Origin of the sequence: Sutcliffiella halmapala (genome assembly GCF_002019665.1) — a bacterium.
Lineage (GTDB): Bacteria > Bacillota > Bacilli > Bacillales > Bacillaceae_I > Sutcliffiella_A > Sutcliffiella_A halmapala.
In genome coordinates this window covers 3623538-3648662 of the sequence record NZ_KV917375.1, presented here as the reverse complement: position 1 = coordinate 3648662, position 25125 = coordinate 3623538, and the positions used below count along the sequence as shown (strand labels likewise).

Sequence of the window (25125 nt, the reverse complement as noted above, 5' to 3'; positions counted from 1 at the left end):
CAATGAATATTTTAGTTATTAGCGGTGGCCCAAGAAAAAGTGGAAGAACTGGAATAGTTGCAAGATTCATTCAACGAACATATCAAACAGAACTCATTGACTTAAGCGAAGGAGATATTCCTTTATACAATGGAGAAGCGTATCAAAATGAATTAGAGAATATAGTGGCATTACGAGATAAAGTAAAAAAAGCAGATGCAGTAATTCTACTTTCACCAGAATATCACAGTGGAATGAGTGGAGCTTTGAAAAATGCGTTGGATTTTCTAGGAAACGAGCAATTTCATAGCAAGCCAGTTGGACTTTTAGCAGTTGCAGGCGGCGGCAAAGGCGGAATTAACGCACTGAACAATATGCGCGTAGTGGGACGTGGTGTCTATGCAAATGTTATTCCAAAACAACTAGTGCTTGATCCACATTGCTTTGATTATCAAAATGATGGTGTTAACGAAGAGAGCGCAAAGTTAGTGGACGCTCTATATAAAGAATTAACGATGTACGTAGAAATGCGTCAATATATGCTAACGAAGGAAGAGGCCTAGAGATGGGGCTCTTTTTTTATTGAGAACTGCTCGACTGAGAGGGAGGTGAGGACTTTGCCGAGAAGCGTGGAGAACCTCACCGAGAAGCGTGAGAACCTTGCTGAGAAGCGTGAGAACCTTGCCGAGAAGCGTGAGAACCTTGCTGAGAAGCGTGAAAACCTTGCTGAGAAGCGTGAGAACCTTGCTGAGAAGCGTGAGAACCTTGCTGAGAAGCGTGAGAACCTCACCGAGAAGCGTGAGAACCTCGCCGAGAAGCGTGAGAACCTCGCTGAGAAACGTGAGAACCCTGTCGGAAATCTGGTAAATCAATGTGAAATTTGTGTGTAAAGTTACCTTTTTTTGAAAAAAATTAAAAAAGGTAATAAAAAATCACTTTCCAGGCAAGCAAAAATTTAAAAAGCAGCAAATAAGGTATACATTTCCCCTTATTTGCTGCTAGTACAGGACCCTCACTACAATTTTACACCAAATACCCATGACTTACTTCTGATAGGTCGTGATCGGCTATGCTTCTATTGACAGCATGATCAATATAACGCAATAACTGATTCAAATGTCGCTCAATGACTCGATAGTCCTTTGAGAAATTGTAGGAATGTAAAAAGTGTTCAATATTTTTCGATAAAAAATCGTCCTTCGTTCTCACCATTAGTATGAGCAGATTATCCCACTCCGATCGGTGAGTGTAATACAATGCTCGGTCATAATCAACTGTATTCATCTTTTCCTTCCTCCTCTTGGTAAGGAGTGTTATTATTTTGTGTCTTTTTTAGGATAAACCCTCATTGTAAATGTTGGTCGTATCTCCAACTGAATACTAAGGCAAAATAAGTGAAACAGTTTTTTGAGGTGACCAAGTATGCAAATGAAAACAGTAATAATACTGATAATTTTAATAAATATCCTTCCGTACCAAAGCTATGCGAATTTTGTAAATGCACAGGAATGGTATACCTATGAAAGAATGGTGGAAGACCTAAAAGGGTTAAAAAGAAAATATCGTAACGATATGCAAATAGATTCAATTGGCAAAAGTGAATTCGGAAAAAATATTTGGGCGATAAAGGTGGGAACGGGAGAACCAAGTATCATTATTTTAGCAGGTCATCATGGGAGGGAGTGGCTGACAACGAGTCTTGTGATGACAAAGCTGGAACATTATTTAGATGCCTATTCAAAAAAAGAATCTAAGTTTGGTTATGATTCCGCGATCCTTGATGAGGTCGCCATTTGGTTCGTTCCAATGGTAAATCCGGATGGCATTCGAATTCAACAGGAAGGTATTAGTTTTTTACCAAAATATATGCAAAATAAACTTATCCAAATGAATGAAAACAGCAAAAATTTCGAAAGATGGAAAGCTAATGGAAAAGGTCTAGATTTAAATCGTCAATATCCAACTGGCTGGTCGACTATAAAAGAGCAAACGTCAGTACCTTCATATCAGTTTTATAAAGGTAAATTTCCTTTACAAGCAAAGGAAACGAGAGCAATTGTAAGGTTTACTCGACAGACCAAGCCTTTAATGGCAGTTACTTATCACTCTTCTGGTAGGGTCCTTTATTGGAATTTCAATAATGATAAAGCGGTTGTAAAACGGGATTTAGCGATAGCGAAAGAGCTATCAAATATGACTGGGTATCAGTTAGATTATCCTCAAGAACATGCTGTAGGTGGAGGCTTTTCAGACTGGTTTGTCTCTGAATTTAAAAGGCCGTCATTTACACCAGAAATATCTTATCCCGTTCAAGAAACTAACCCGCCACTAGCAGTTTTTTATGAGGAGTGGAACCGAAATAAAAAGGTTGGATTCTATTTAGCAACAAAATCAAAGAAATTATTTTTATCAAGTAATGAAACAAATGTAAATGAGGAAGAATAATGTTATAGTAGGGGTTTTTGTAAATTGGAAAAAGGGTATTTAGTTTGTTAAGTGTCTTTATTTAATCATCGGGTTATATAGTAATGATTTATTTTTAATAAAAAAATGTATCGCTAGAAGTTGACGGGGTGCAATAAAAAAAGGTTGACACTTTCCGTTTTTTCCTTGTAGAGTATTATTTGAAGCACACTTGAACCTTCGTTAGGTGAGGCTCCTGTGTTGGAGAGACGCTGCTGCCCAGAAACGTCCAAAGACGCCAATGGGTCAACAGATACCATCGATATAAGGTGGTATTTAATGTAGCTGGAGTAATCCTATGCCACACAGTGCTAAAGCTCTACGAATGGGGGGAATAAATGGCTTATTTAGGCATTTATGCACCTTCATTCGATTTGAATGAAAGGTGCTTTTTTTAATGAAAATGGAAATTATTTGTTAGGATTTAGCTTCAAAACCTAACGTACACATTTAAACGGAGGTGGTAACAAAAATGGATAGTAGTCCAAGTCCGAGGACGAAGATAAATGAAGTGCAAGGGCCATATTTATTTTTTGATTGCCGCCTGTTGGTTGAAAAATAGAGTGAATCCTTGTCCTTCCTAGTTGGCAGAGGAGGTAGTGAGCATGAGCCTAGTGCATAACATGACAGAGGATCAAATTATTTTAAATATTATTAACTACTTAAAAGATGGAAAACGTAAAGCTTTTCAAGATATCATTCAAGAATTACAGCCCTATGATACGGGAATTATTTATCAACAGCTTCCAGAAAAGCATAAAGTGCGCTTTTTAACTTACTTAACGATTGAACAATTAACCGCACTTATACAAGAGCTGAATCAGGAATTACAATTAGAAGTGCTCAAAAAAATTGGAGTAGATAAATCAGCAAAAGTTATGGATCGTATGGACAACGATGATCTTGCAGCATTGTTTAATGAAATGGATCCAGAGATTAAAGGTGCATTTTTATCTAAAATGAATAAAGAGGAATCGACGGCTGTTCAGGATTTAATGAAGTACGAACCTGAAACAGCTGGACGATTAATGACAAACCGTTATGTATGGATACCACAGGAATATACGGTGCGTGAAGTAGTGGATAAATTAAAATCCTACGCAGAACTAGCGGAAACCATTAACTACTTATACGTTATTGATGAAGAAAAGCGATTAGTAGGGGTTGTTTCCTACCGAGATTTAATTTTAGCAGATGCCTATGAAAAAATTATGGATATTATGTTTTCCCGAGTCATTTCCGTGCATGTTGATACTGATCAAGAAGAAGTAGCACATGTAATTGAACGTTATGATTTCTTAGCAGTTCCGGTAGTAGATGATAATAGAATGCTTATCGGGATTATAACCGTCGATGATGTCATCGATGTAGTGATTCAAGAAGCAAACGAGGATATTGAAAAGCTATCTGCATCAGGTAAGGATATTGATTTTGATACACCAGCGCTTGTGGCGTCTGCAAGAAGACTACCTTGGTTGATCTTATTATTATTTATTGGACTTATTTCTGGTAGTATTATTAGTGGTTTTGAGGAAACTTTAGATAAAGCAGTCGCATTGGCTTTTTTCATGCCAATGATTGCTGGGATGACAGGGAATACTGGAACACAATCATTAGCAGTCGTTGTTCGTGGTCTTATTTCCCGTGAGATAGATAAAAAAATCGTGACAAGGGTTATTTTACGAGAGTTTGGTGTTGGTGTAACGATTGGAATTACATGTGCGATTCTTATAACTATTATTGCTTACGTATGGCGTGGAGATTTAGTGCTTGGTTTAGTAGTAGGCTCTTCCCTTTTTATTACGCTTATCATTGGTACTTTAGCTGGAACAGTCATTCCGTTAATTTTGTATAAGTTAAATATTGACCCTGCTATTGCATCAGGGCCACTTATTACAACGGTAAATGATATTTTATCGCTACTCATTTATTTTGGAATTGCAACTGCATTTTTATCTTATATTACTTCAACTTGAAAAAAGCTATCCTATTCTGTCAGTGATTACTGACTGTAGGATAGCTTTTTTATAAAAAAATAGTTAGCAAAATTTAATATGATGGCAATACTTTGCGCCTAATTAGGTGCATAGCCAGGTAAATGTTCACAAACAATGTATAACAGATTAAAGTTACGAGTCCAATAATTGTTTGATCGTACATCTTCAGAATTAAACCAGTTATAGTTACGATATAAAGAAAGCCTAACAAACGCGGGATACTTTCATTTTTGACAAAAATAGTGGCTCGTGCGCCTAGCTGAGTTCCGACAATTGCCCCGACGATTAATAATAAACCTGTTTCATAGTGGATTTTTGGTAAGTTCATTGCATAAGTGATAAATCCCGCCGATACAATAAGAATCACACTTGCTAAACTTGTTGCTACTGCTTGTCGAGAAGTTACCGAGTAGAAAGTAATAAGAAGTGGTACAATGATAAATCCTCCACCAACTCCTAAAGTAGTGGATAAGAATCCCGCTATTAATCCAATCGTTATAAGTATAATGAATGAAGGTGGCCCAGATTTTTTTCTGGATGTAGATACCTTAGAGAGCATTTTAAAAGCCAAAAAAGACAGAAGTGAAAGGTACATGAACGGTATTGCTATTTCGGAATAATTATTTACTTCTAACCAACTCACAAAAGGAAAGGCAATTTGGGTTGCCACAACGCCACTCAAACCAATGATTAGCGCTTCCTTCCATAAGATATTTTTCATTTTATAATGAGCATACACTCCAGCTATGGAAGTACCAATCGTATACAAAAGACTAGTTGAAATAGCTTCAAGCGGACTATAACCTAACAATAATAGTATGGGGGTTAAGACAAATCCTCCACCAATCCCAAAAAATCCAGATAACATGCTAATAGAAAAACCTAAAATAATTAATAGTATAAATTCCATCGTAACATCTCCCCATGAGAATTATACCATGACAAACTTGCATTTTTTTTCTTAATGCCAAAATTAATGCTGGAAAAAACAATCGACTTTCATGATATTGCAAACTTGTTCATACATTGTGATAAGAGGAAAAGGGAGGTTGTAATATGAGGGCAGATGACGAAAAAGCGTTATTTCGAGCCATTGATGAAATTACCGAGATTGCAAAAGGCTTTGGGCTAGATTTTTATCCGATGCGTTATGAAATATGTCCAGCAGACATCATCTATACATTTGGTGCTTATGGAATGCCAACACGTTTTTCCCACTGGAGCTTTGGAAAGCAATTTCACAAAATGAAGCTTCATTATGATCTAGGTCTTAGTAAAATTTATGAGCTAGTGATTAACTCGAACCCTTGCTACGCCTTTTTACTAGATACCAATTCTTTGATTCAAAACAAATTAATTGTTGCGCATGTTTTGGCACATTGTGATTTTTTCAAGAATAACTGCCGTTTTCAAAATACAAATCGCGATATGGTAGAAAGCATGGCTGCAACAGCTGAAAGAATTAAACAGTATGAGCAAGACCATGGAAAAAAAGAAGTAGAGGATTTTCTAAATGCTGTGCTAGCCATTCAAGAGCATATCGATCCATCGTTGGTACGTTCTAAACTTGCCTGGAGTATCGAGGATATGGAAGAAGAAGAAGAGGTAAAGAAAAAAGCCAGCGTATACGATGACTTATGGAACTTAGATGAGCGAAACAAACCGAAGTCAGTACCTAAAAGAAAGAAAAAGAAATTCCCACCGCAGCCTGAAAAGGATATTCTTCTTTTTATTGAACATTACAGTAGTGAACTTGAGGACTGGCAGCGTGATATCTTAACGATGATGCGCGAAGAGATGCTCTACTTCTGGCCACAAATGGAAACAAAAATAATGAACGAAGGCTGGGCATCGTACTGGCATCAACGTATTCTAAGGGAAATGGACTTAACAAGTGGGGATGCATTAGAGTATGCAAAACTGAATGCTGGAGTCGTGCAGCCTTCCCGAACAAGTATTAATCCTTACTACCTTGGAATCAAAATCTTTGAGGACATCGAAGAACGCTACAACAACCCAACTGAGGACATGAAGCGAGATGGAGTTGTACCTGGATCTGGTCGAGAGAAAATGTTTGAAGTTCGAGAAGTAGAATCTGACATCTCATTTTTACGAAACTACCTTAACAAAGACTTAGTCATGCGCGAAGATATGTATCTTTTCCAAAAACAAGGAAAAGACTACAAAATCGTTGACAAAGCATGGGAAGGGGTACGAGAGCAACTAGTAAATATGCGTGTAAATGGCGGTTTCCCATACATCACTGTAAATGACGGAGATTATTTGAGAACTGGAGAGTTATACTTGAAGCACTGGTACGAAGGAATCGAACTGGACCTCAAGTACCTAGAGAAAGTGTTGCCCTACATTCATCAAATCTGGGGCAGACCGGTTCATATGGAGTCGGTTATCGAGACAAAAAATGTGTTGTTTACCTATGATGGGAAGAGTGTGCATCGGAAGTATATTTGATTTAGGTAACATTTCAGGTAGCTAGCAATAGATTTAGAGGCATCGGTTTAGGTCGATGCCTTTTTTTGCTGTGGGTGAGCGGACACTTAGGACACTTATCAACGAATGCAGGGATTTACCGATGGATAGGGACGAAATACCAACGAATGCAGGGATTTACCGACGGGTAGGGACGAAATACCAACGAATGCAGGGATTTACCGACGGATAGGGACGAACTACGATAAAGTCCATATAATTGTGTAAATAGAAAGGTCACCATCATGACCCGTGGTGTTACAATGTTTTCGACCAAGAAAACTACACGCACGGAGGACATGATGATGACCCAAATCAATATTACTATAAATTTAGAAGATCTCAAAGAGAAAATCGAAAAAAGCGCTTTAGAATCACCTGTAAAAGCATCCCTTTCCCTTATTTTAAATTCTTTGATGGAAAAAGAAAGAGATGAGTACATCAACGCACTCTCTCATGAGAGAACTGAAGAACGCCGATCCTATCGGAATGGGTATTATGAGCGTGAGTTGATTACGGGAGCTGGTTCTCTAAAACTTAGAGTTCCTCGTACACGAGATGGGGAATTTTCTACCACTGTCTTTCAAAAATATGCACGCTGCGAACAGGCTCTTATTCTTTCCATGATTGAAATGGTGGTAAATGGGGTTTCTACACGAAAGGTAACGAAAATTGTAGAAGAGCTGTGTGGGAAAAGTGTGTCTAAATCTCTCGTTTCCAATTTAACCAAAACACTTGATCCTATCATCAACGAATGGAGAAACCGTCCATTAAACACGTTTTACTACCCTTATGTTTACGTGGACGCTCTATATATCAAGGTTCGGGAAAACCAAAAGGTGGTGTCTAAAAGTGTTCATATTGCTTGTGGGGTGAACCAAAACGGGCATAGAGAAATCATTGGCTTGAAAGTTAATCACTCGGAATCCACTGAAAGCTGGTCTAATTTCTTTGAGTACCTAAAATCTAGAGGACTTCAATCTCCTAAAATGGTGATCTCTGATGCCCATGCTGGTTTGGTTTCTTCCATTCAAACATCATTCTTAGGAACCTCTTGGCAGAGATGTGTGGTCCATTTCTTAAGGAACATCATGGACACCCTCCCTAAAAAGACAACAGAAGCTCGACAAGAGCTTAAAGACATGTTTCAGAACTCGGATATCAAACTTGTAAGAGAGATGAAAGCCCGTTTTGTGGAAAAGTACCAAGACACAAAGGGCTTCAGTAAAGCTATTAATAAACTAGAGGATGGGTTTGAGGACGCTATTCAATTTCATTCACAACCAGTTCAACACCATAAGAACCTACGTACCACTAACATGTTAGAACGTGTTAACAGAGAAATACGTAGAAGAGAACGAGTCATTCAGATTTTCCCTAATGAACAATCTGCCAATCGAATCATTGGAGCCGTTTTAATGAATATAGAAGCAGACTGGAATAAGCATAACATCCCCTATCTAAAAGATATCAAGCCTAATTAACCCTAAAAGATAGTGGTTAAGCCTAATTTCAAATTGACATCGAGCCTCTGTGGGCATGATGAAAAGCCAGGAAGCCAGGTTTCTTAAACCTGGCCTGCCCACGCAGGCTATCATGCCCACCTCTCGATGTAAATTCGAAATACGTATCGCTCACCTAATCTTATTTATTGTCTTGTCGAAACTCATTGTTGACACTTTTACACAATAATATGGACTTGACTCGAACTACCAACGAATGAAGGGATTTACCGACGGATAGGGACGAACTATCAACGAATGAAGGAATTTACCGACGGATAGGGACGAACTACCAACGAATGAAGGGATTTACCAACGGATAGGGACGAACTACCAACGAATGAAGCGATTACCGACGGATAGGGACGAACTACCAACGAATGAAGGGATTTACCGACGGATAGGGACGAACTACCAACGAATGAAGGGATTTACCGACGGATAGGGACGAACTACCAACGAATGAAGGGATTTACCGACGGGTAGGGACGAAATAGCAACGAATGAAGGGATTTACCAACGGATAGGGACGAACTACCAACGAATGCAGGGATTTACCGACGGATAGGGACGAAATAGCAACGAATGAAGGGATTTACCGACGGATAGGGACGAAATACCAACGAGTGAAGCAATTTACCGACGGATAGGGACGTATACCAACGAATGAAGGGATTTACCGACGAATAGGGACGAAATACCAACGAGTGAAGCAATTTACCGACGGATAGGGACGAACTACCAACGAATGCAGGGATTTACCGACGAATAGGGACGAAATACCAACGAATGCAGGGATTTACCGACGGATAGGGACGAAATAGCAACGAATGCAGGGATTTACCAACGGATAGGGACGAACTACCAACGAATGAAGCGATTACCGACGGATAGCAACACTTTGCTTAGCGGATCTCTACGTATACCAATTAATATAAATATCGCTATATTTTTTTGTTGAAATCCATATAATAGATACGTTTTTTAAAAACTCCAATACCTTGAAGCTTCATACTCTGTAAGAGACGGTATGCTGTAGGTGGATCATCTACCCTCAAAAACTCACGACAATCACTGTTCGTCATCTTTCTCCCAATTAGTAAAAACCAAACTCTAATGTCTTTTTGATGTGCGAGTCGATCTGTTTCTTTACAGCTAGGACACTGCCATGATTTCTTTATTTTCGTCATTCCGAATTTGCCGCAAAATGTGCATAGTACCCCAGTTTGAAAAACGGTTTTGGGAATATTGTAAGTTTGGCATATAGGATTTGGAATAAAAGGTTGATGTGCTTGGATAAGTTTAGCTGTGATGGTGTCTAAAGTTTTACTATCGAATTTTTTTGGAAGTGGATAAAATTTCTTGATGTAGGTTGGGATTAACTTTGGGAATAAAACTTTGGTTTTCTTAGGGGCAACATCGACAATCTGCTTCGGGTATGCCAAGACGACTACTCCAAAGACAGGAATATTTATTCCGCGCTGTTGGAGCCATTCTTGAAATAATTCGACGTTCCGCTCTACTTGTGCAGCTGGACTATCGAATCCATCAATCTGGGCATTCTCTTTAACTCGGATTAGTTGTGGTGGATCTTCCTTAAATGTTAATTTTCCCGAGATATTTTTCACTTCGAAAATAAGGGAGAAAGCTTGTGTTATAAGCAAGGAGTCGATTTGGAAAGTTTCGCTTGCTTTAAGGGTCAGGTCGTGGAAAATGCGGTGTTCCATTGGAAAAGAAATTTGGCGGAGTATCTCTGCCACTCTATCTTCTCCAGCTATACCAGCCTCTAGAGATAATTGCTTTGCTGAGATAAGTGGATAAAGTGGATCATTCTTAGAAAGTCGAGTACAGGCAGCAGTTAAAGCCTCTAGATTAAATGATTCTTCTCTAATTTTTCCTATAATTTGATAACACCTCCTTGAAGATCTTGCCAATATGTTAGCATAAGAGACAGGAATAGACAATTGAAAAAACTTCAATTATTATTACTTGAAAAATGAAAGTGAACGATCGGTATTAATTTTCAAAAAAAGAGAACTTCTTATTTGCCTATTCGTATATAGTAAGAGAGTGAAAATATTCCATTATTGAGGAGTCGAGGGGGTTAGAAGATGAAACGATTTTTACAATATTTCATATGGACAGTTATAATCGGGATTGTTTTGTACGTGGGAAATCGGATTCAATTGAGTTTGGAAGTGCTTTCGCAAACGACGTATGAGATCAGGCCATTTTTGTTTTTTATGATATTTTTCCCTATTTTTGTCGGAATGCTACTGCGATTACCAATGTTAATAAAAGAAATGAAAGCAGAGAAAAAATGGAAGATAAACTGGCCGAAGCTAATCGCAATCGGGTTCCCACTTCTTTATATTACTGTCAGTCAACTTCTGATTTTCACTAGTTTCGGAAATTTCCTTCCATTTTCAAGGGGAGTAAGCCTATTATTAGGCTCCAATATAACAGTAATGACCGGCTTGGTTTTTGGTTATATTTTACTGGATAGCATAAAAGAAAAGTGAGTGTTACTGTGCATGGTTCGCATTATGATCATGTTATGCACCATCTATTATCGTATGTGGGAAAAGAACGATTTCTATATCATGTTCTACTTTATCGTGATTTATTAATTGTAATTTCAAGGCTTCTTCTTTGATGAGAGTAACATGAGAAGGGGAGTAGTTTAAGCCAGAAGTAACTATTTCAACTTTTTTCGTTTCTTTTTTTATTCAAATGAGAAGAATGATCCTGGTTTGCTTCATTAGACGAAACCTTGATTTGATCAATACCGATAAATAAGAGAAGGAGAATGCAAAAGGTGGAAACTGGCCATAAAAACCACTTAAAGCTAGGGGGCTTCTCCTCTTTTTTTATTGGGATAAAAAGAAGTATACAAATAATGGAGATACTAATCGTTATACTTAATAAAATTTTTACTAATAAAATCGTATCATTGGTAGAAAGCATCACACCTAACATCGCCCACATCATACCAGTCATCTGTGGTTAATGTTACCTATTCTTTTATGAAAACCACCATGGGGAGAGATATAAAACAAAACGCAGAGAAAAATTACGTTTTGTAGTGTTACTAACCTTTATGATCATTGGGACAAGTTGTCCGCTTCTGCCTGAAATGTGACCCCTTTATTTGAAGTAAACACTAAGCTACACATCCTATTAACAACTTACTTACTATTTCGCAAAACAGTTATAAAACCATCCAATATATCATGACTAACAGTAAATCCTTTACGTTGATAGAACTTCAAGGCGTCATGATTGCCATTGGAAACAAAGATAAAATAATCCTCTACATTGTCAAAGTGCTTCAACCAATCCATAGACATATTGAAAAGTTTTGAGCCAACCCCGTATTGTCTGTACCCTTCTCTAATATAAAATTGAGATAAACAACCTACATTATTTTTACTAACAGAAGAAAGGTCAAAAAAAGTGGCGAATTCATTGGAATAAGTTTCCTTAGGTGAAATATTAGAATACACATAACCTACGATTTTATCATCATCTTTCACTACCACTATAAAATTGGATAAAGCTTTTTTAATAGAAGGAACCATCCGGGTGTCGAAATTCATATTGTCAAACAGTTCTGGTGTTATGGATGATTTTGCTTTTTGGTAGGCCATGAGCTCATTGCACACTTCTCTACAGCATTCAATTTTATCATCAGATATAACTTCATAATGTAAGTTCATTGTTTTACTCCTTTTTTATTTGGTATCTTTGATGTAGCTTAAAACTATCTTATTGTACAGAAAATGGCTTAAACTTTTAATTTATAGACATCCTAGCAAATTTCCCTTACGATACTTGAAAAAAGGGACATTCGTATAATAATTATACTCTTTTAACTTCTATTAGGGTGCAGCATAATAAGTATTAAGTTGAATAAAGTATATATACAGAGAGGACGATTTTTGATGGAGAAAAAATGGGAAGAAGTCGATCAATATATTGAAGAGAAACTATTAAAATATGATTCCATATTAAATAACGTATTAGAAAATAACTCGAATGCAGGTTTGCCACCTATAGATGTCGCACCTAATCAAGCTATGTTTCTACATATCCTTGCCAAAATGAAAGGGGCAAAAAGAATTCTTGAAATTGGGACTTTAGGGGGCTATAGCACGATCTGGCTTGCAAGAGCTTTACCGGTGGGTGGTAAATTAATAACGTTAGAATTCGAACAGAGACACGCGGAAGTTGCTACATCTAATATAGAAAAAGCTGGTTTATTAGATTTAGTAGAAATAAGAATAGGGGCTGCGCTTGATACATTGGCAAAATTAGAAGTAGAGGGTGTGGAGCCTTTTGACTTTATTTTTATAGATGCTGATAAAGAAAATAATGCTAAGTATTTAGAATGGTCGCTTAAATTAGCGAAAGTGGGTACAGTCATTATTGGGGATAATGTTGTTCGGGCAGGAGAAGTAACTAATAGTGCCAATACAGATTCTAGAATAGAAGGTGTTCGTCACTTTTTTGATGCTTTATCTAAAGAAGATAGAATCTTAACTACTGCAATTCAAACAGTAGGAAGTAAGGGGTACGATGGATTTTCCATAAGTATTGTACAAGATAAAAACAAGGGCTAAAAGGTTTCTTCTTAAATACGAGCTATTAGTTGACATTATTTTCGTAACTATTAGCTCTTTTTTTTGAATGTATCTTAGTTCGTCATCTAGACAAACTAAGTGATCGTTGCTATCTTAAAAGTATAAATCAATCTAGGTAACTCTGACCAGAATTCATCCATATATTTGTAGCTCTTCTTAACGGTGTTGGCTTTGTTAAAGTACAGAGGTGTTTAAGAGAACCTAATTGTTATAGTAAAAATTCCATTCCTAGCGTAAAATTTATTTCAAGAGCTTTTTTGAGGGTGGGAGATAGGTGAAAGCATTATTTGGAAAAAGTAAAACTTTGCGTAATCAAATCCTCATCGTCTATTTGTTTACGATGTTAGTAGTTTTGTTGTTTGTGGGAGTCATGACGTATATCATTGTTTTGAATTTAATTACAGATAAGGCTGAAAAGCAAATGCAACAAACGGCGATAGAGGCAACTGGAAGAATTGAGTCATTATATCAGCAAATAAATAATATAAGCATACAAGTTTCTACTAATTCTAGTGTCCAGCATTTATTGTTGAAAAATGTAATGGGAGAAGAGCTTAGCTTTACAGAGCGCCAATTGCTCATGGGAACGATCAATAAATTGCAAACGTATTCAAACGGCATTTCATCCTTTGAATTATATACGCAAAATTATAAAAAGCTTATTCCCCTAGATGATGTTGGTTTATCTAGTAGGCTACAAATAGAATGGATTGAGAAGGCAAAACAGGAAGAAGGAGGACTGGTCTGGATTGGACGTGACCCGAAGCAACCAGATCATTTCTTGGCAATTAGGCAAGTTAGTCTAATGGAAGACTCTTTTGCCACTGGAGGTTACTTGCTGATTCAAATTACTCCTAACTATTTTGAATTGATGAATGCAGAGAGACCTATTCCTCAAGGAGATTATATGCTTTTACTAGATAATTATAATGAGCCAATCACTACTAATTATCCTGGGGAAATAGAGGATCTTACTAAGAGTAAAGATGGAATCGTCCCAATCCAAGCGAGCGACTTTATGATCGTTAAGCAGAAATCGAAAGTAACAGGGTGGCAGCTTGTTACTTTAACTCCGGTTGAAAAATTGATGGAAGGTGTATCTGTTTTACGAACGGCGATCGTTCTATCCGGTATACTTGGATTCTTTTTGTTTACTATTTTGTCTTATATTCTTTCTACTATGATTACTCGCCCGATTTTTAAACTAACAAAAGCGATGAAACAGAGAAGTGAAGGGGAGTTAACTTTTAATACTGAGGTATCCTCCACAGTTGAAATTAATGAGTTGAATACAACATATAATCAATTGGTCGAAGAAATTAACCATTTAATCCAAGTTGTTTACGAAAAAGAATTGGTACGTAGCAGAACAGAATTAAAGGCGTTACAGTCACAAATTAATCCACATTTTCTTTTTAATACACTAAATGCTATTTATTGGTCCCTCGAGGAAAGTGGAGAAGAAGAGTTAGCAGAGCTAATAGTAGCAATGTCAGACCTATTCCGTTATACGATTGATAATGGTAATAAAGATGAATGGGTCACTATTAAAGAGGAGCTAAATCATATTGATAAATATATGCTTGTGATGAAATTTAGATTAAAGCAATTTAATTGGATGATAGAAGTTCCAGAAGAATATGAACACATTAAGATACCAAAATTGCTGATTCAACCACTGGTGGAGAATGCAATCATTCATGGAATTAGTAATAAAATTGGTGATGGTATTGTAAAAATTAAGATTGGAAAAAGTAACTCATTCAACGGTCTTAACGTAGAAGTCGCGGATAATGGTCAAGGAATGGATCCGGAAAAAGTAAATAGAATGAATAATTTAACTAACACTGAAAGCGCATTCAACACAAAAGGTAAAGGAATAGGAATTGCAAATGTAAATAAGAGATTAAAGCTTTATTACGAAAATTATGATTTAAATGGAATTTATTTTAAGAGTGAACGAAACAAAGGAACTAGTTGTAGCTTTAAAATACCACTTATTGGAGGTATGGATGATGCAGAAGACCATATTAATCGTGGAAGATGAGCCAATTACACTTCAAGGATTAAGAAAAACGCTGGTGACTTGGGCTAATGGGAAATATGAGGTTATTACTACTTCTAATGCGCATTCTGCAATGGAGGTTTTAAAGCAACAAAAAGTTCACTTACTTATTACCGATATAGCAATGCCGGAAATTACAGGTCTTGATATGCTAAAAACACTAAATGAAAATAGCAATTTTCCGGTGGTCATAATTATATCTGCTTATTCTGATTTTAAATATGCGCAAGAAGCTATTGAATTGGGGGTAGTGAGTTACCTACTCAAGCCAATTAATAAACAGAAGCTAATAGAAGAAGTAGCAAAAGCATTAAAAGTAGAAGAAAAACGTCATCGAGTAGATATAATAGAAAAAGTAGTTGATGATAGATTAGTAAATTTAAAAGCAGTGGATCATGTGGAGGGAGCCATAAAAAAGGCGATTACCTATGTCGATGCTCATATACAACAGCAGTTAAGCCTGAAGGAAGTGGCGAGTCACGTCCACCTAAATCCTAGTTACTTTAGTGTGTTATTTAAAGAGCAGACAACTATTACCTTTAGTGAGTATCTCACAAGAAGCAGAGTTCAAAAAGCGAAAAATCTTCTATTAACAACGGAGTTTTCAGTAGATCAAATTGCTGAATTAGTCGGATATAATACATCGAAATACTTCATAAAAATCTTCAAGGAAGCGGAAGGGGTTACACCAAGTAAATATAAAAAGAAAATATTTTCATAAAAATCTAAATATTTTAGAGTTTTACCCAATCATTGTTACCTTACCTGCTCTAAATTGTGATGCTAAAATAAACATGTATTACACATGATACATCACAAAAATAGAGGGGGTTGTTTTTTTGTTGAAAAAGAAAGCGTTTCCATTATTTATTGCTCTTTCCCTAGTATTGGTACTAGCCTTGTCCGGTTGCTCTAGTTCTGAAGAGAGTAATAGTGATGGCGATAAGTCTACTGTAAAATTCATGCATCTTTGGCCAGCAGGTAGCTCGAAACAGCACAACTTAATTGTTCAGGATATTATTGAAGAGTTTGAGAAGGATAATCCGAATGTGAAAATTGAAACAGAAATTCTCTCAAATGAACAATATAAGGAGAAACTAAAAGTGTTAGCAGCTTCTAATGAATTACCTGATGTTGGGATGACATGGGCGGCAGGTTTCTTAGAGCCGTATGTAAATGGAAATAAATTTGCAACACTAGATGATGTGCTAGCGGGTGAATTAGGAGAATCCTTTATTGCTGGGACGACAGAAGCATATGCAGTTGATGGGAAAACATATGGCTTTCCACTTGAATTAAATATTGCCCCTATCTATTATAATAAAAATATTTTTGCAGAATATGGTCTTGAAGTGCCAGAAACATATGACGAATTTAAAAACATTGTAAAAACACTTTCAGACAACGGTGTTACACCAATTACATTAGGAAATAAAGATCGCTGGACTGGGTCTATGTGGTATATGTATCTTGCTGACCGTTTAGGTGGTCCAGAAACATTAACGAATGCTATTAATCGAACAGGTAGCTTTGAAGACCCGGCACTAGTTGAAGCGGCGAAAGAGATTCAAAGCTTAGTAGACATGAATGCTTTCGTTAAGGGCTTTAATGGATTATCCAATGATGAAGCAAAAGGTCCATTTATGAATGATCAAGCTGCGATGTATTTAATGGGATCTTGGGAGTTACCAAACTATACGACAAACGAAGATGTTCCACAAGACTTCAGAGATTCAATCGGTTTCTTTAAATTTCCAACTGTAACAGGAGGAAAAGGAGATATTAATAGCTTTGTCGGTGGACCAGGAGTAGGTTTATTCGTTTCTGAAAAATCAACTGTTAAGGAAGAAGCAAAAGATTTTGTTAAGTTCTTCGTAGAGAAATGGGGAGAGAGATCGGTTACAGATGCAGGAGTAATTCCAGCAACGAAGGTTGATACTTCTGCTATTGATTTACCACCATTGTACATTGATGTGTTAAATGAATTAAGTAATGCAAGTAATATTACATTGTATGCAGATGTACAAATGAGTCCATCTGTAGCGCAAGAGCATTTAAATATGATTCAAGCGTTATTTGGGAAGCAAACGACACCAGAAGATTTTGCAAAACAGCATGAAGCTGCCTTAGCAAACGAAGAATAAGAAAAGAATGAAAAAGGGCATATCCACACTAAGTGATATGTCCTTCTTAAATAAGGGGCTGAAAAAAATGAATAAGGTTATGTCTAACAAATTCATCATCGGTTTATATATTCTCCCCGCGCTTCTGTTAATCACTGTGTTAATTTATATTCCGATTATTTTAACTGGATATTATGGATTAATGAAGTGGGATGGAATTGGTGAGATGTCTTTTATTGGGCTAGATAACTACATCAAGCTGATACAAGACAAGCTTTTTTGGAATAGTGCTGGTCATTCGTTTTTACTGGCAATATTCTCTGCGTTAAGTTTAGTCGGATACTTAGCAATCTCTTTATTATTGGCAGGTAAAATAAAAGGGGCAAATCTATTAAGAAAAATTTATTTAATTCCGATGCTATTATCCTCTGTTGCAATTGCACAGCTATGGTTGAAAATCTATCATCCATCGAACGGATTATTGAACAGCCTAATAATGTCGCTTGGTATTGATAATCCTCCGGCATGGCTCTCGGAACCTAAGTTAGTGTTAGGCGCTATATTTGTTGCGATTATTTGGCAGTATGCAGGATTTTACATTTTAATCTATTATGCAGCATTGAAAAATATCCCGGACTCCATCGTAGAAGCAGCTAAAATTGATGGTGCTTCGCCAATCCAAATTGCTTATCGAATCAAACTCCCATTAATAGCTGGAGTAATCAAAGTGACGATCGTATTAGCCATTGTTGGATCGCTAAAGTATTTTGATTTAATTTATGTAATGACTGGTGGCGGTCCGAATGGTGCAAGTGAGGTTATCGCCTCGTACATGTACCAAAAAGCCTTTAAAGCTGATGATTTTGGTTATGGAAGTGCTATTGGTTTCTTCTTACTATTAATCTGCTTAGTAATTACCTGGATGATTCGTAAATTAACCGTTTCGAATGAAGAGGTTCAATACTAAAGGGAGGGAAAAATATGAATGCTATACCGAAACAACAAGGGAATACAGGAATCCCTGCAACGCCACTTCATAGCCAGAAGTCGACGAACCCTATCATCCGAAAAATTGGATTCGGAGTAATGTATCTCATTCTTGGAATTATTGCATTTTTACAAATTTATCCATTGGTTTGGTTAGTGTTCTTCTCGCTGAAGGATAATCAGGAAGTGTTTAATGCTTCTCCATTTGCATTGCCATCCAACCCGAAATGGGAGAATTATGTGACGGTTTGGACAGAAGGAAATATTAGTGTCTATTTTTTTAATAGTGTTTGGATCACACTTGTTGCGGTAGTGTTGACTGTTCTTTCAGCAAGCCTTGTGACCTTTGCCATTACAAGAATGAATTGGAAATATAGTAAGTTTGTACTTGGGTTATTTATGATTGGGATTATGATTCCAGTCCACTCTGCATTAATTCCTTTGTTTAAGATGTTCATAAATATTAATTTAATAGATCATCCATTATCGATTATTTTAACGTACACTGCCTTTAATTTACCGTTGACGATTATGATCTTATTAGGGTTTTATTATACATTACCACGCGAAATTGAAGAGGCAGCAGTAATGGACGGCTGCTCTGTCCATCGAATCTTTTTTCAAATTACGTTGCCGCTAACGATGCCGGTAATTTCAACTACTGTCATTATTAATATGATATATAACTGGAATGAATTTGTTTTTATCAATACATTTATCAGCTCTGATAAATATAAAACCTTGACAGTCGGAATCCAAAATTTCATTGGGCAATATATGACCGAATGGGGAGCAATCGGCGCTACTTTAGTAATAAGTATTTTGCCAATTTTGATTGTCTTCTTCTTCTTAAGCAATAAGATTGTCGAAGGGATTGCCTCCGGTGCAGTGAAAGGATAAATAGAGTAGTGAAAACAGAAGAAAGTAGGGAGTTTAATTTGGTGAAAAATAAATTCTTTAATGCTCATCATTCGCCAATCGGTGCTTTTTCAAGTTTTACCCTTGGGTTTCCAGGTAGTGGTGGTGGCTTAGATTTAGAATTAGGTCGTTCTCCACGAAAGAATGTGTATATCGGTGTGGAATCTAGAGGTAAAGAGGGAATTTACGAAGCATTACCTTTTTTTGATACAGGGGAGGATGAAAGTAAGCGATATGATATCGAAAATCCAGATCCTAATCCTGATAAACCAAAAATCATTCATCCATTTGCAAAAGAAGTGGTAGAGCGTGATTTCCAATTAGGAACGGATACTTGGAAGGCTGGGGATATAACCTTTACCATTTATACACAGGCCACGCCGGTTCCAGAGCCTGGCACTGGTTCAGATGAAGAGTTGAAATTAACGATAATGCCTGCTGTGATGGCAGAATTAACAGTAGATAATACAAAGGGAACCAGTCCAAGAAGAGCATTTTTTGCCTATGAAGGAAATGATCCGTACAGCTCGATGAGGCGTTTAGATGATACATGTGAAAATATTGCTGGAGTAGGGCAGGGACGCATAACAGCGATCGCTTCTGCAAACTCAGAAGTGAAATCGGCGATGCATTTCAGTTTAGAGAATATCTTGACTACACCACTCCAAGAAAACTGGACATTTGGGCTAGGACCTATTGGTGCATTAGTGATGGACGTTCCAGCGGGTGAGAGCAAAACCTATGAATTTGCCATTTGTTTTCATCGTGATGGATATGTAACGGCTGGATTAGATGCTTCTTATTACTACACCCACTTTTTTAAAAACATTGAAGAGGTAGCTACATATGCGTTATCCAAGTGTGACATTGTAAAAGACAAAGCTCACCAAGCAGATCAGCTCATACAGGGTGCAGAACATTTATCAGATGATCAAAAGTTTATGTTAGCTCATTCAATAAGAAGTTATTATGGATGCACGCAATTACTTGATCACGAGGGGGAGCCGTTCTGGATTGTAAATGAGGGCGAATATCGCATGATGAACACCTTTGATCTGACAGTCGATCAATTGTTCTTTGAGCTAAAAATGAATCCTTGGACTGTAAAAAATGAATTAGATATGTTTGTTAAAAGATTTAGTTATGAAGATGAGGTTCGTTTTCCTGGTGAGGAGCAGGTGTATCCAGGTGGAATCAGTTTTACACATGATATGGGGGTCGCTAACACGATATCGCGACCGCAATATTCTTCGTATGAGTTATATGGATTGGATGGTTGCTTTTCGCATATGACCCATGAGCAGCTAGTCAACTGGGTGCTATGTGCTGCCGCATATGTGGAGCATACTCAAGATAGAGAATGGTTAAACCAAAATATGAATATAGTTGAAAAGTGTTTTACTAGTTTATTAAATAGAGATCATCCGGATGCCAAAAAGCGAAATGGAGTTATGGGATTAGATTCAAGTCGTGTCATGGGTGGGGCTGAAATTACAACCTATGATAGTTTAGATGTTTCATTAGGACAGGCGAGAAACAACATTTATTTAGCAGGAAAGTGCTGGGCCTCTTATATCGCACTGGAAAGACTTTTCGCGGAAACCGAAAAACTTGAATTAAGTAAAATGGCAGGAGAGCAAGCGGAAAAGTGTGCAAATACAATCATCAGCCATGTAACGGAGGATGGCTATATCCCAGCAGTAGTTGGAGAAGGAAATGATTCGAAAATTATTCCTGCTATTGAAGGATTAGTTTTTCCATACTTTACAAACGCCAAGGAAGCATTAGATCCAAACGGTCGTTTTTCTGATTATATTAAAGCCTTAAAAAAACATCTAGAAACAGTCTTAGTTGATGAGGTCTGCTTATTTGACAATGGTGGATGGAAAATATCCTCGACTAGCAATAATTCTTGGTTAAGTAAAATCTATTTATCTCAATTTATCGCACGCCAAATTCTCGGCTTGAAATGGGATGAAAAAGGACTGAAGGCAGATGCCGCCCATGTGGATTGGCTGACACACCCAACGCTATCTGTCTGGAGCTGGAGTGACCAAATCATTTCAGGTGAAATAAGTGGAAGTAAGTATTATCCAAGGGGTGTAACGAGTATTTTATGGCTTAATGAGGATGCGGACAATTTTATGAAATAGGCTACCCTGAAAATAGGTAAGTTATCTGTTAAACTCTCTTTTTGGTAGTAGTGTTATGAGGTGAAAAGGGAATAATGAAAAGGAAGAATAAACGAATGAGGGTTTATTCTTCTTTTTTTATGGTTGCTAAAGCATCTTTCTTGCGTTCAATATGCTTAAAGCTTTGGATGCAGGTCCACATAATGATAAATGCGCTCACACTGCCACCAAATAGGATAGGGAGGGCCGGTAGAATTTGTCCAATGTAATAAACAAGAACTAAGCCAAGTATCATTACGATATTGTTTAAGGGATTAATTAGCATAATAAGAACGGAATTCTTGAATACTTGCAGTATCGTAATGTTGTAATGCACATAAACAGGAATACTATATAACAGTAGAAAAGTAAAAAGAATTACTAATAGAAAAAAAGGATATTTGCTTAACTGCAAAAAGGAGTGGGTGCTATTGTTAATAACGGTATATTCCAAATAAATAATGGAACTAGCTGCGAGTAAAAGCACCCCTAGTAGATTGCTTTTCAGCCATTCCTTCTTATATGTAGTCCAAAAGGTGTGTAAGACCGGGAGATCTGAATGTCCGATTATCCATTTTCTAATGATAGTAAACATCGCGATAGTGGATGGAAAAAAACCTCCAATAATAAATCCAAGTAATGTAAAAACGATCCAAAGAAGATTTAAAAACGCAAATCTCATAATCCATTCGCAACTTCTATATAAAAATCCTGTCACAGTATGCAATGTTGCCAACTCCTTTAAAAACCTAAGTCTATTATAACTTATAAAATAGTGAAAAAATAAGAGAAAAGTCTCAAAATAAACTTTGTTCATTCGATAGACAAACAAAGTCTCTGGTGGTATACTTTTATCAATAAGATTGAAAAGTCAGAAAAAACATATTTAAGCTTAGGTGAATGATTTCAGTTATATACAAAATGAATTGGAAAGGAATGCATCTTATACGTGTTAAAAACCAAAATGAAGGCAGCAGTTTTAACAAGCTCAAAAAAGATAGAGATTCAAGAGGTGCTAAGGCCAGAACCTAAGGATGATGAAGTATTGATCAGAGTGAAGGCTGTGGGACTTTGTGGATCAGATATCCATTATTACGAGCATGGAAAAATAGGGAACTTTGTAGTAGAAAAGCCAATAATCTTAGGGCATGAACTGTCTGGAGAAATTGTAAAGCTAGGAATCGAAGTGAAAAAGCTTATTGTCGGGCAACGTGTTTCAATTGAGCCAGGGAAAACTTGTAAAACGTGTCGCAATTGTTTGGATGGTCGTTACAATTTATGCTCGCAAGTTGAATTTTTAGCTACCCCTCCATATGATGGGGCCTTTTGTGAATATATCACGATAAGGGCTGACTTGGTTTTCCCAATACCTGATACTATGAGCTATGAAACAGCTGCGTTAATAGAGCCATTTTCCGTCGGCTTACATACAGTCCAAAGAGGAAATTTGTCTACAGGAGAGACAGTTGTTATTTTTGGAATGGGACCAATAGGTTTAATGACAGTAACTGCAGCGAGATTAAAAGGGGCGGCCAATATTATTGTGGTAGACCTTCAACAAAATCGCTTAGATGTAGCACTGGAGTTGGGAGCGACTCACGCTATTCATGTCATTCACGATAATTTAGAAGAGAGAATAAATGAGTACACGAATGGAGCTGGAGTAGATTTAGCTATTGAAACAGCAGGAAGTGAAGTGGCAGTAAAGGGCTGCATCTCTTCTGTAAGAAGGGGAGGTAGGGTAGCGATTGTTGGAATGTCTTCAAAGGACGAAGCCTTCATCAATCTTGCTCAAGTAATAGAAAAAGAACTTGATGTGATGGGAATTTTTAGATATCACCATACGTACCCAATAGCAATTAAATTGTTATCTAGTAGTGAAAATAAAATAGAAAAGATGATTACAGATAAATACAGCTTAGCTAAAACGCAAGATGCATTCGAAAAAGCGATAAAGGATAAGAACACAACTCTTAAGGTTTTTGTTTATCCAAAGGAGTGAATCGGCCCTGAAATGTAAGGGTTTTCATTTTTTATCAAACTACCATACTACTATTACTAGTATAGGAGCTTCAAACTGATACATTTCTAAAATAATTTGAAAGCGTTTTTATAAGGAGGAATTTTATATGATTCAAAATCCAATCTTAAAGGGCTTTAATCCAGATCCAAGTATTTGTCGAGTGGGAGATGATTATTATATTGCGGTATCCACTTTCGAATGGTTCCCAGGTGTTCAGATACACCATTCAAAAGATTTAAAGAATTGGCGATTAATTAGCAGACCGTTAAATCGAGTGAGTCAATTAAACATGATTGGAAATCCAGATTCTGGTGGGGTATGGGCGCCATGTTTAAGTTATGCAGATGGGCAGTTTTGGTTAATCTATTCGGATATTAAGGTAGTAGACGGAAATGTGTGGAAGGATGGGCATAACTATCTTGTCACAGCTGAGCAAATTGACGGAGAGTGGAGCGAACCCATTTATTTAAACAGTTCAGGATTCGATCCTTCATTATTTCATGACGATAACGGAAAAAAATACTTAACAAATATGGTTTGGGATCATCGAGTAGACAACCATCATTTCTATGGAATTAATCTTCAAGAGTATTGTACGGAAACGAAACAATTAATTGGGGCACCTTTAAATATTTTTAAAGGAACAGATCTTGGTTTAACAGAGGCTCCTCATATTTACAAAATTAATGGTTATTATTATTTACTCACAGCAGAGGGTGGTACGAAATATGAGCATGCCGCAACAATTGCGCGCTCTAAAAGCCTTACAGGACCATATGAAGTACATCCTGAAAACCCATTAATCACTACTTGGCATGATCCAGGAAATTCCCTTCAAAAGGCAGGGCATGCCTCCATTGTGGAAACGCAAAATGGTGAGTGGTATATGGTTCATTTAACTGGTAGACCTTTGAAGCGAAAAGGAAGAAAAATCCTAGAAGAGCGTGGTTATTGTCCATTAGGGAGGGAAACGGCGATTCAAAAGTTAGAGTGGAAAGATGGCTGGCCATACGTAGTAGGTGGGAACACACCATCTTGGCAGGTAGAAGGTCCCGATTTACCAGAAGTGGTATGGGAAAAGGATTTTGACACTCAAGATGAATTCGAATCAGAAGTTCTTAATCATCATTTTCAAACTTTACGAATTCCTTTTTCTAAGGAAATTGGCTCTCTAACAAATCGAACAGGCTATTTAAGATTGTACGGCAGAGAATCGTTACACTCTTTATTCACGCAAGCCCATGTAGCAAGACGCTGGCAAAGCTTCTATTTTGATGCGGAGACGAAGGTAGAGTTTAATCCAACTTCGTTCCAACAAATGGCTGGATTAACCTGCTATTACAATACGAAGAACTGGGTTTATCTTCATGTAACAAAGCATGAGGAAAAGGGACGTATTATCGATATTATGGCATGCGATCGTTACCAAACGTCTGCACCAATTAAAGGCAAAGAAATTACAGTTCCAGATGAAGTGAAAGCGGTGCATTTAAAAGTGAAGGTACGGAAGGATTACTTCCTATTTGAATATTCCTTTGATGGTACTAATTGGAATGATATTCCTGTCGCATTTGAGTCTTATAAGCTTTCTGATGACTATATTGACCAAGGTGGTTTCTTTACAGGAGCATTTGTTGGGATGCATTGTCAGGATACCTCTGGCAGAAGACATTTTGCCGATTTTGATTACTTTAGATATGAAGAATTGGAATCAGGCGAAAATTAAGTATCAGCATGTTAGGAATCCTTTTTGTATAGAGATGG

The 25125-nt window shown here is 37.1% G+C and carries 22 protein-coding genes and 1 riboswitch; of the genes, 16 read left to right on the top strand and 6 right to left on the bottom strand.

Features of this window, described 5'->3' with window-relative positions; genetic code table 11:
- Positions 1-2: 2 nt before the first annotated feature.
- Both BK580_RS17995 and BK580_RS17990 read left to right on the top strand, forming a co-directional pair.
- Positions 3-542, top strand: a complete 540-nt coding sequence (locus BK580_RS17995; protein ID WP_078381678.1) for an NADPH-dependent FMN reductase — start codon at positions 3-5, stop codon at positions 540-542.
- A 54-nt stretch (positions 543-596) separates the two neighbouring features.
- The gene (locus tag BK580_RS17990) at positions 597-869 is read left to right on the top strand and encodes a hypothetical protein (protein WP_078381677.1); all 273 of its coding nucleotides are present in this window, start codon (positions 597-599) and stop codon (positions 867-869) included.
- 133 nt (positions 870-1002) lie between these two features.
- Here BK580_RS17990 and BK580_RS17985 read toward each other — a convergent pair whose 3' ends face one another.
- Entirely contained in the window at positions 1003-1263 is a 261-nt protein-coding gene (locus tag BK580_RS17985; RefSeq protein WP_078381676.1) for a YhdB family protein, read from the bottom strand.
- A gap of 138 nt (positions 1264-1401) precedes the next feature.
- Between BK580_RS17985 and BK580_RS17980 the strand changes: the two genes are divergently transcribed.
- Positions 1402-2424 (top strand): M14 family zinc carboxypeptidase, encoded by a 1023-nt coding sequence (locus BK580_RS17980; RefSeq protein WP_078381675.1) that lies wholly within the window; start codon positions 1402-1404, stop codon positions 2422-2424.
- Between the two features lie 190 nt (positions 2425-2614).
- Positions 2615-2779: riboswitch (M-box (ykoK) riboswitch) on the top strand.
- 268 nt (positions 2780-3047) lie between these two features.
- Positions 3048-4418: a magnesium transporter gene (gene mgtE / locus BK580_RS17975; RefSeq protein WP_078381674.1), complete on the top strand. Its 1371-nt coding sequence runs from the start codon at positions 3048-3050 to the stop codon at positions 4416-4418.
- 73 nt (positions 4419-4491) lie between these two features.
- Here the strand turns inward: mgtE and BK580_RS17970 are convergent, their stop codons facing one another.
- Positions 4492-5349, bottom strand: coding sequence for a sulfite exporter TauE/SafE family protein (locus tag BK580_RS17970; protein WP_078381673.1), 858 nt, complete (start codon positions 5347-5349; stop codon positions 4492-4494).
- Between the two features lie 146 nt (positions 5350-5495).
- Here BK580_RS17970 and BK580_RS17965 point away from each other — a divergent pair, with 146 nt between their 5' ends.
- Both BK580_RS17965 and BK580_RS17960 read left to right on the top strand, forming a co-directional pair.
- The gene (locus BK580_RS17965; protein WP_078381672.1) at positions 5496-6911 is read left to right on the top strand and encodes a SpoVR family protein; all 1416 of its coding nucleotides are present in this window, start codon (positions 5496-5498) and stop codon (positions 6909-6911) included.
- Between the two features lie 323 nt (positions 6912-7234).
- Positions 7235-8413, top strand: coding sequence for an IS256 family transposase (locus tag BK580_RS17960; RefSeq protein ID WP_078378567.1), 1179 nt, complete (start codon positions 7235-7237; stop codon positions 8411-8413).
- Between the two features lie 962 nt (positions 8414-9375).
- Here the strand turns inward: BK580_RS17960 and BK580_RS17955 are convergent.
- Positions 9376-10395: a nuclease-related domain-containing protein gene (locus BK580_RS17955; RefSeq protein WP_235864066.1), complete on the bottom strand. Its 1020-nt coding sequence runs from the start codon at positions 10393-10395 to the stop codon at positions 9376-9378.
- A gap of 147 nt (positions 10396-10542) precedes the next feature.
- Here BK580_RS17955 and BK580_RS17950 point away from each other — a divergent pair, with 147 nt between their 5' ends.
- Positions 10543-10953, top strand: coding sequence for a hypothetical protein (locus BK580_RS17950; protein WP_078381671.1), 411 nt, complete (start codon positions 10543-10545; stop codon positions 10951-10953).
- 181 nt (positions 10954-11134) lie between these two features.
- Here BK580_RS17950 and BK580_RS17945 read toward each other — a convergent pair whose 3' ends face one another.
- Together BK580_RS17945 and BK580_RS17940 are read right to left on the bottom strand one after the other, a co-directional pair.
- Complete coding sequence (locus tag BK580_RS17945) at positions 11135-11431, bottom strand: hypothetical protein (protein ID WP_078381670.1); 297 nt, start codon at positions 11429-11431, stop codon at positions 11135-11137.
- Between the two features lie 188 nt (positions 11432-11619).
- The gene (locus BK580_RS17940; protein ID WP_078381669.1) at positions 11620-12150 is read right to left on the bottom strand and encodes a GNAT family N-acetyltransferase; all 531 of its coding nucleotides are present in this window, start codon (positions 12148-12150) and stop codon (positions 11620-11622) included.
- Between the two features lie 225 nt (positions 12151-12375).
- Here BK580_RS17940 and BK580_RS17935 point away from each other — a divergent pair, with 225 nt between their 5' ends.
- The 7 genes from BK580_RS17935 (at position 12376) to BK580_RS17905 (ending at position 21320) form a co-directional block, all read left to right on the top strand.
- Positions 12376-13053 carry an O-methyltransferase gene (locus BK580_RS17935; RefSeq protein WP_078381668.1) on the top strand — a complete coding sequence of 226 codons (678 nt, stop codon included), beginning with the start codon at positions 12376-12378 and terminating at the stop codon, positions 13051-13053.
- Between the two features lie 295 nt (positions 13054-13348).
- Entirely contained in the window at positions 13349-15121 is a 1773-nt protein-coding gene (locus BK580_RS17930) for a cache domain-containing sensor histidine kinase (protein ID WP_235864065.1), read from the top strand.
- On the top strand, positions 15087-15860 hold the full coding sequence (locus BK580_RS17925) for a response regulator transcription factor (RefSeq protein ID WP_078381667.1): 774 nt from the start codon (positions 15087-15089) through the stop codon (positions 15858-15860). Before BK580_RS17930 ends, BK580_RS17925 begins: the two co-directional genes overlap by 35 nt.
- A 121-nt stretch (positions 15861-15981) precedes the next feature.
- Positions 15982-17283 (top strand): extracellular solute-binding protein, encoded by a 1302-nt coding sequence (locus BK580_RS17920; protein WP_078382822.1) that lies wholly within the window; start codon positions 15982-15984, stop codon positions 17281-17283.
- Between the two features lie 67 nt (positions 17284-17350).
- Positions 17351-18229 carry a carbohydrate ABC transporter permease gene (locus tag BK580_RS17915; RefSeq protein WP_078381666.1) on the top strand — a complete coding sequence of 293 codons (879 nt, stop codon included), beginning with the start codon at positions 17351-17353 and terminating at the stop codon, positions 18227-18229.
- 119 nt (positions 18230-18348) lie between these two features.
- The gene (locus BK580_RS17910; protein WP_235864134.1) at positions 18349-19149 is read left to right on the top strand and encodes a carbohydrate ABC transporter permease; all 801 of its coding nucleotides are present in this window, start codon (positions 18349-18351) and stop codon (positions 19147-19149) included.
- A 38-nt stretch (positions 19150-19187) separates the two neighbouring features.
- The gene (locus BK580_RS17905) at positions 19188-21320 is read left to right on the top strand and encodes a glycoside hydrolase family 52 protein (RefSeq protein ID WP_078382820.1); all 2133 of its coding nucleotides are present in this window, start codon (positions 19188-19190) and stop codon (positions 21318-21320) included.
- Positions 21321-21423: 103 nt separating this feature from the next.
- Here BK580_RS17905 and BK580_RS17900 read toward each other — a convergent pair whose 3' ends face one another.
- Complete coding sequence (locus tag BK580_RS17900) at positions 21424-22056, bottom strand: YesL family protein (RefSeq protein ID WP_235864133.1); 633 nt, start codon at positions 22054-22056, stop codon at positions 21424-21426.
- A 222-nt stretch (positions 22057-22278) separates the two neighbouring features.
- Here BK580_RS17900 and BK580_RS17895 point away from each other — a divergent pair, with 222 nt between their 5' ends.
- Both BK580_RS17895 and BK580_RS17890 read left to right on the top strand, forming a co-directional pair.
- A complete protein-coding gene (locus BK580_RS17895) occupies positions 22279-23340 on the top strand; it encodes an NAD(P)-dependent alcohol dehydrogenase (RefSeq protein ID WP_408055264.1) in 1062 nt (353 codons plus the stop codon).
- 127 nt (positions 23341-23467) lie between these two features.
- Positions 23468-25087 (top strand): glycoside hydrolase family 43 protein, encoded by a 1620-nt coding sequence (locus BK580_RS17890; protein ID WP_078381664.1) that lies wholly within the window; start codon positions 23468-23470, stop codon positions 25085-25087.
- The last annotated feature ends 38 nt before the right edge of the window (positions 25088-25125 follow it).

Bases quoted from the DNA above. Each gene is read 5' to 3' on its own strand.
- BK580_RS17890 (WP_078381664.1), top strand. From the start codon at position 23,468: ATGATTCAAAATCCAATCTTAAAGGGCTTTAATCCAGATCCAAGTATT.
- BK580_RS17915 (WP_078381666.1), top strand. From the start codon at position 17,351: ATGAATAAGGTTATGTCTAACAAATTCATCATCGGTTTATATATTCTC.
- BK580_RS17940 (WP_078381669.1), bottom strand. From the start codon at position 12,150: ATGAACTTACATTATGAAGTTATATCTGATGATAAAATTGAATGCTGT.
- BK580_RS17935 (WP_078381668.1), top strand. From the start codon at position 12,376: ATGGAGAAAAAATGGGAAGAAGTCGATCAATATATTGAAGAGAAACTA.
- BK580_RS17925 (WP_078381667.1), top strand. From the start codon at position 15,087: ATGATGCAGAAGACCATATTAATCGTGGAAGATGAGCCAATTACACTT.
- BK580_RS17970 (WP_078381673.1), bottom strand. From the start codon at position 5,349: ATGGAATTTATACTATTAATTATTTTAGGTTTTTCTATTAGCATGTTA.
- BK580_RS17980 (WP_078381675.1), top strand. From the start codon at position 1,402: ATGCAAATGAAAACAGTAATAATACTGATAATTTTAATAAATATCCTT.
- BK580_RS17910 (WP_235864134.1), top strand. From the start codon at position 18,349: ATGTATCTCATTCTTGGAATTATTGCATTTTTACAAATTTATCCATTG.
- BK580_RS17950 (WP_078381671.1), top strand. From the start codon at position 10,543: ATGAAACGATTTTTACAATATTTCATATGGACAGTTATAATCGGGATT.
- BK580_RS17960 (WP_078378567.1), top strand. From the start codon at position 7,235: ATGACCCAAATCAATATTACTATAAATTTAGAAGATCTCAAAGAGAAA.
- mgtE (WP_078381674.1), top strand. From the start codon at position 3,048: ATGAGCCTAGTGCATAACATGACAGAGGATCAAATTATTTTAAATATT.
- BK580_RS17995 (WP_078381678.1), top strand. From the start codon at position 3: ATGAATATTTTAGTTATTAGCGGTGGCCCAAGAAAAAGTGGAAGAACT.
- BK580_RS17945 (WP_078381670.1), bottom strand. From the start codon at position 11,431: ATGACTGGTATGATGTGGGCGATGTTAGGTGTGATGCTTTCTACCAAT.
- BK580_RS17985 (WP_078381676.1), bottom strand. From the start codon at position 1,263: ATGAATACAGTTGATTATGACCGAGCATTGTATTACACTCACCGATCG.
- BK580_RS17965 (WP_078381672.1), top strand. From the start codon at position 5,496: ATGAGGGCAGATGACGAAAAAGCGTTATTTCGAGCCATTGATGAAATT.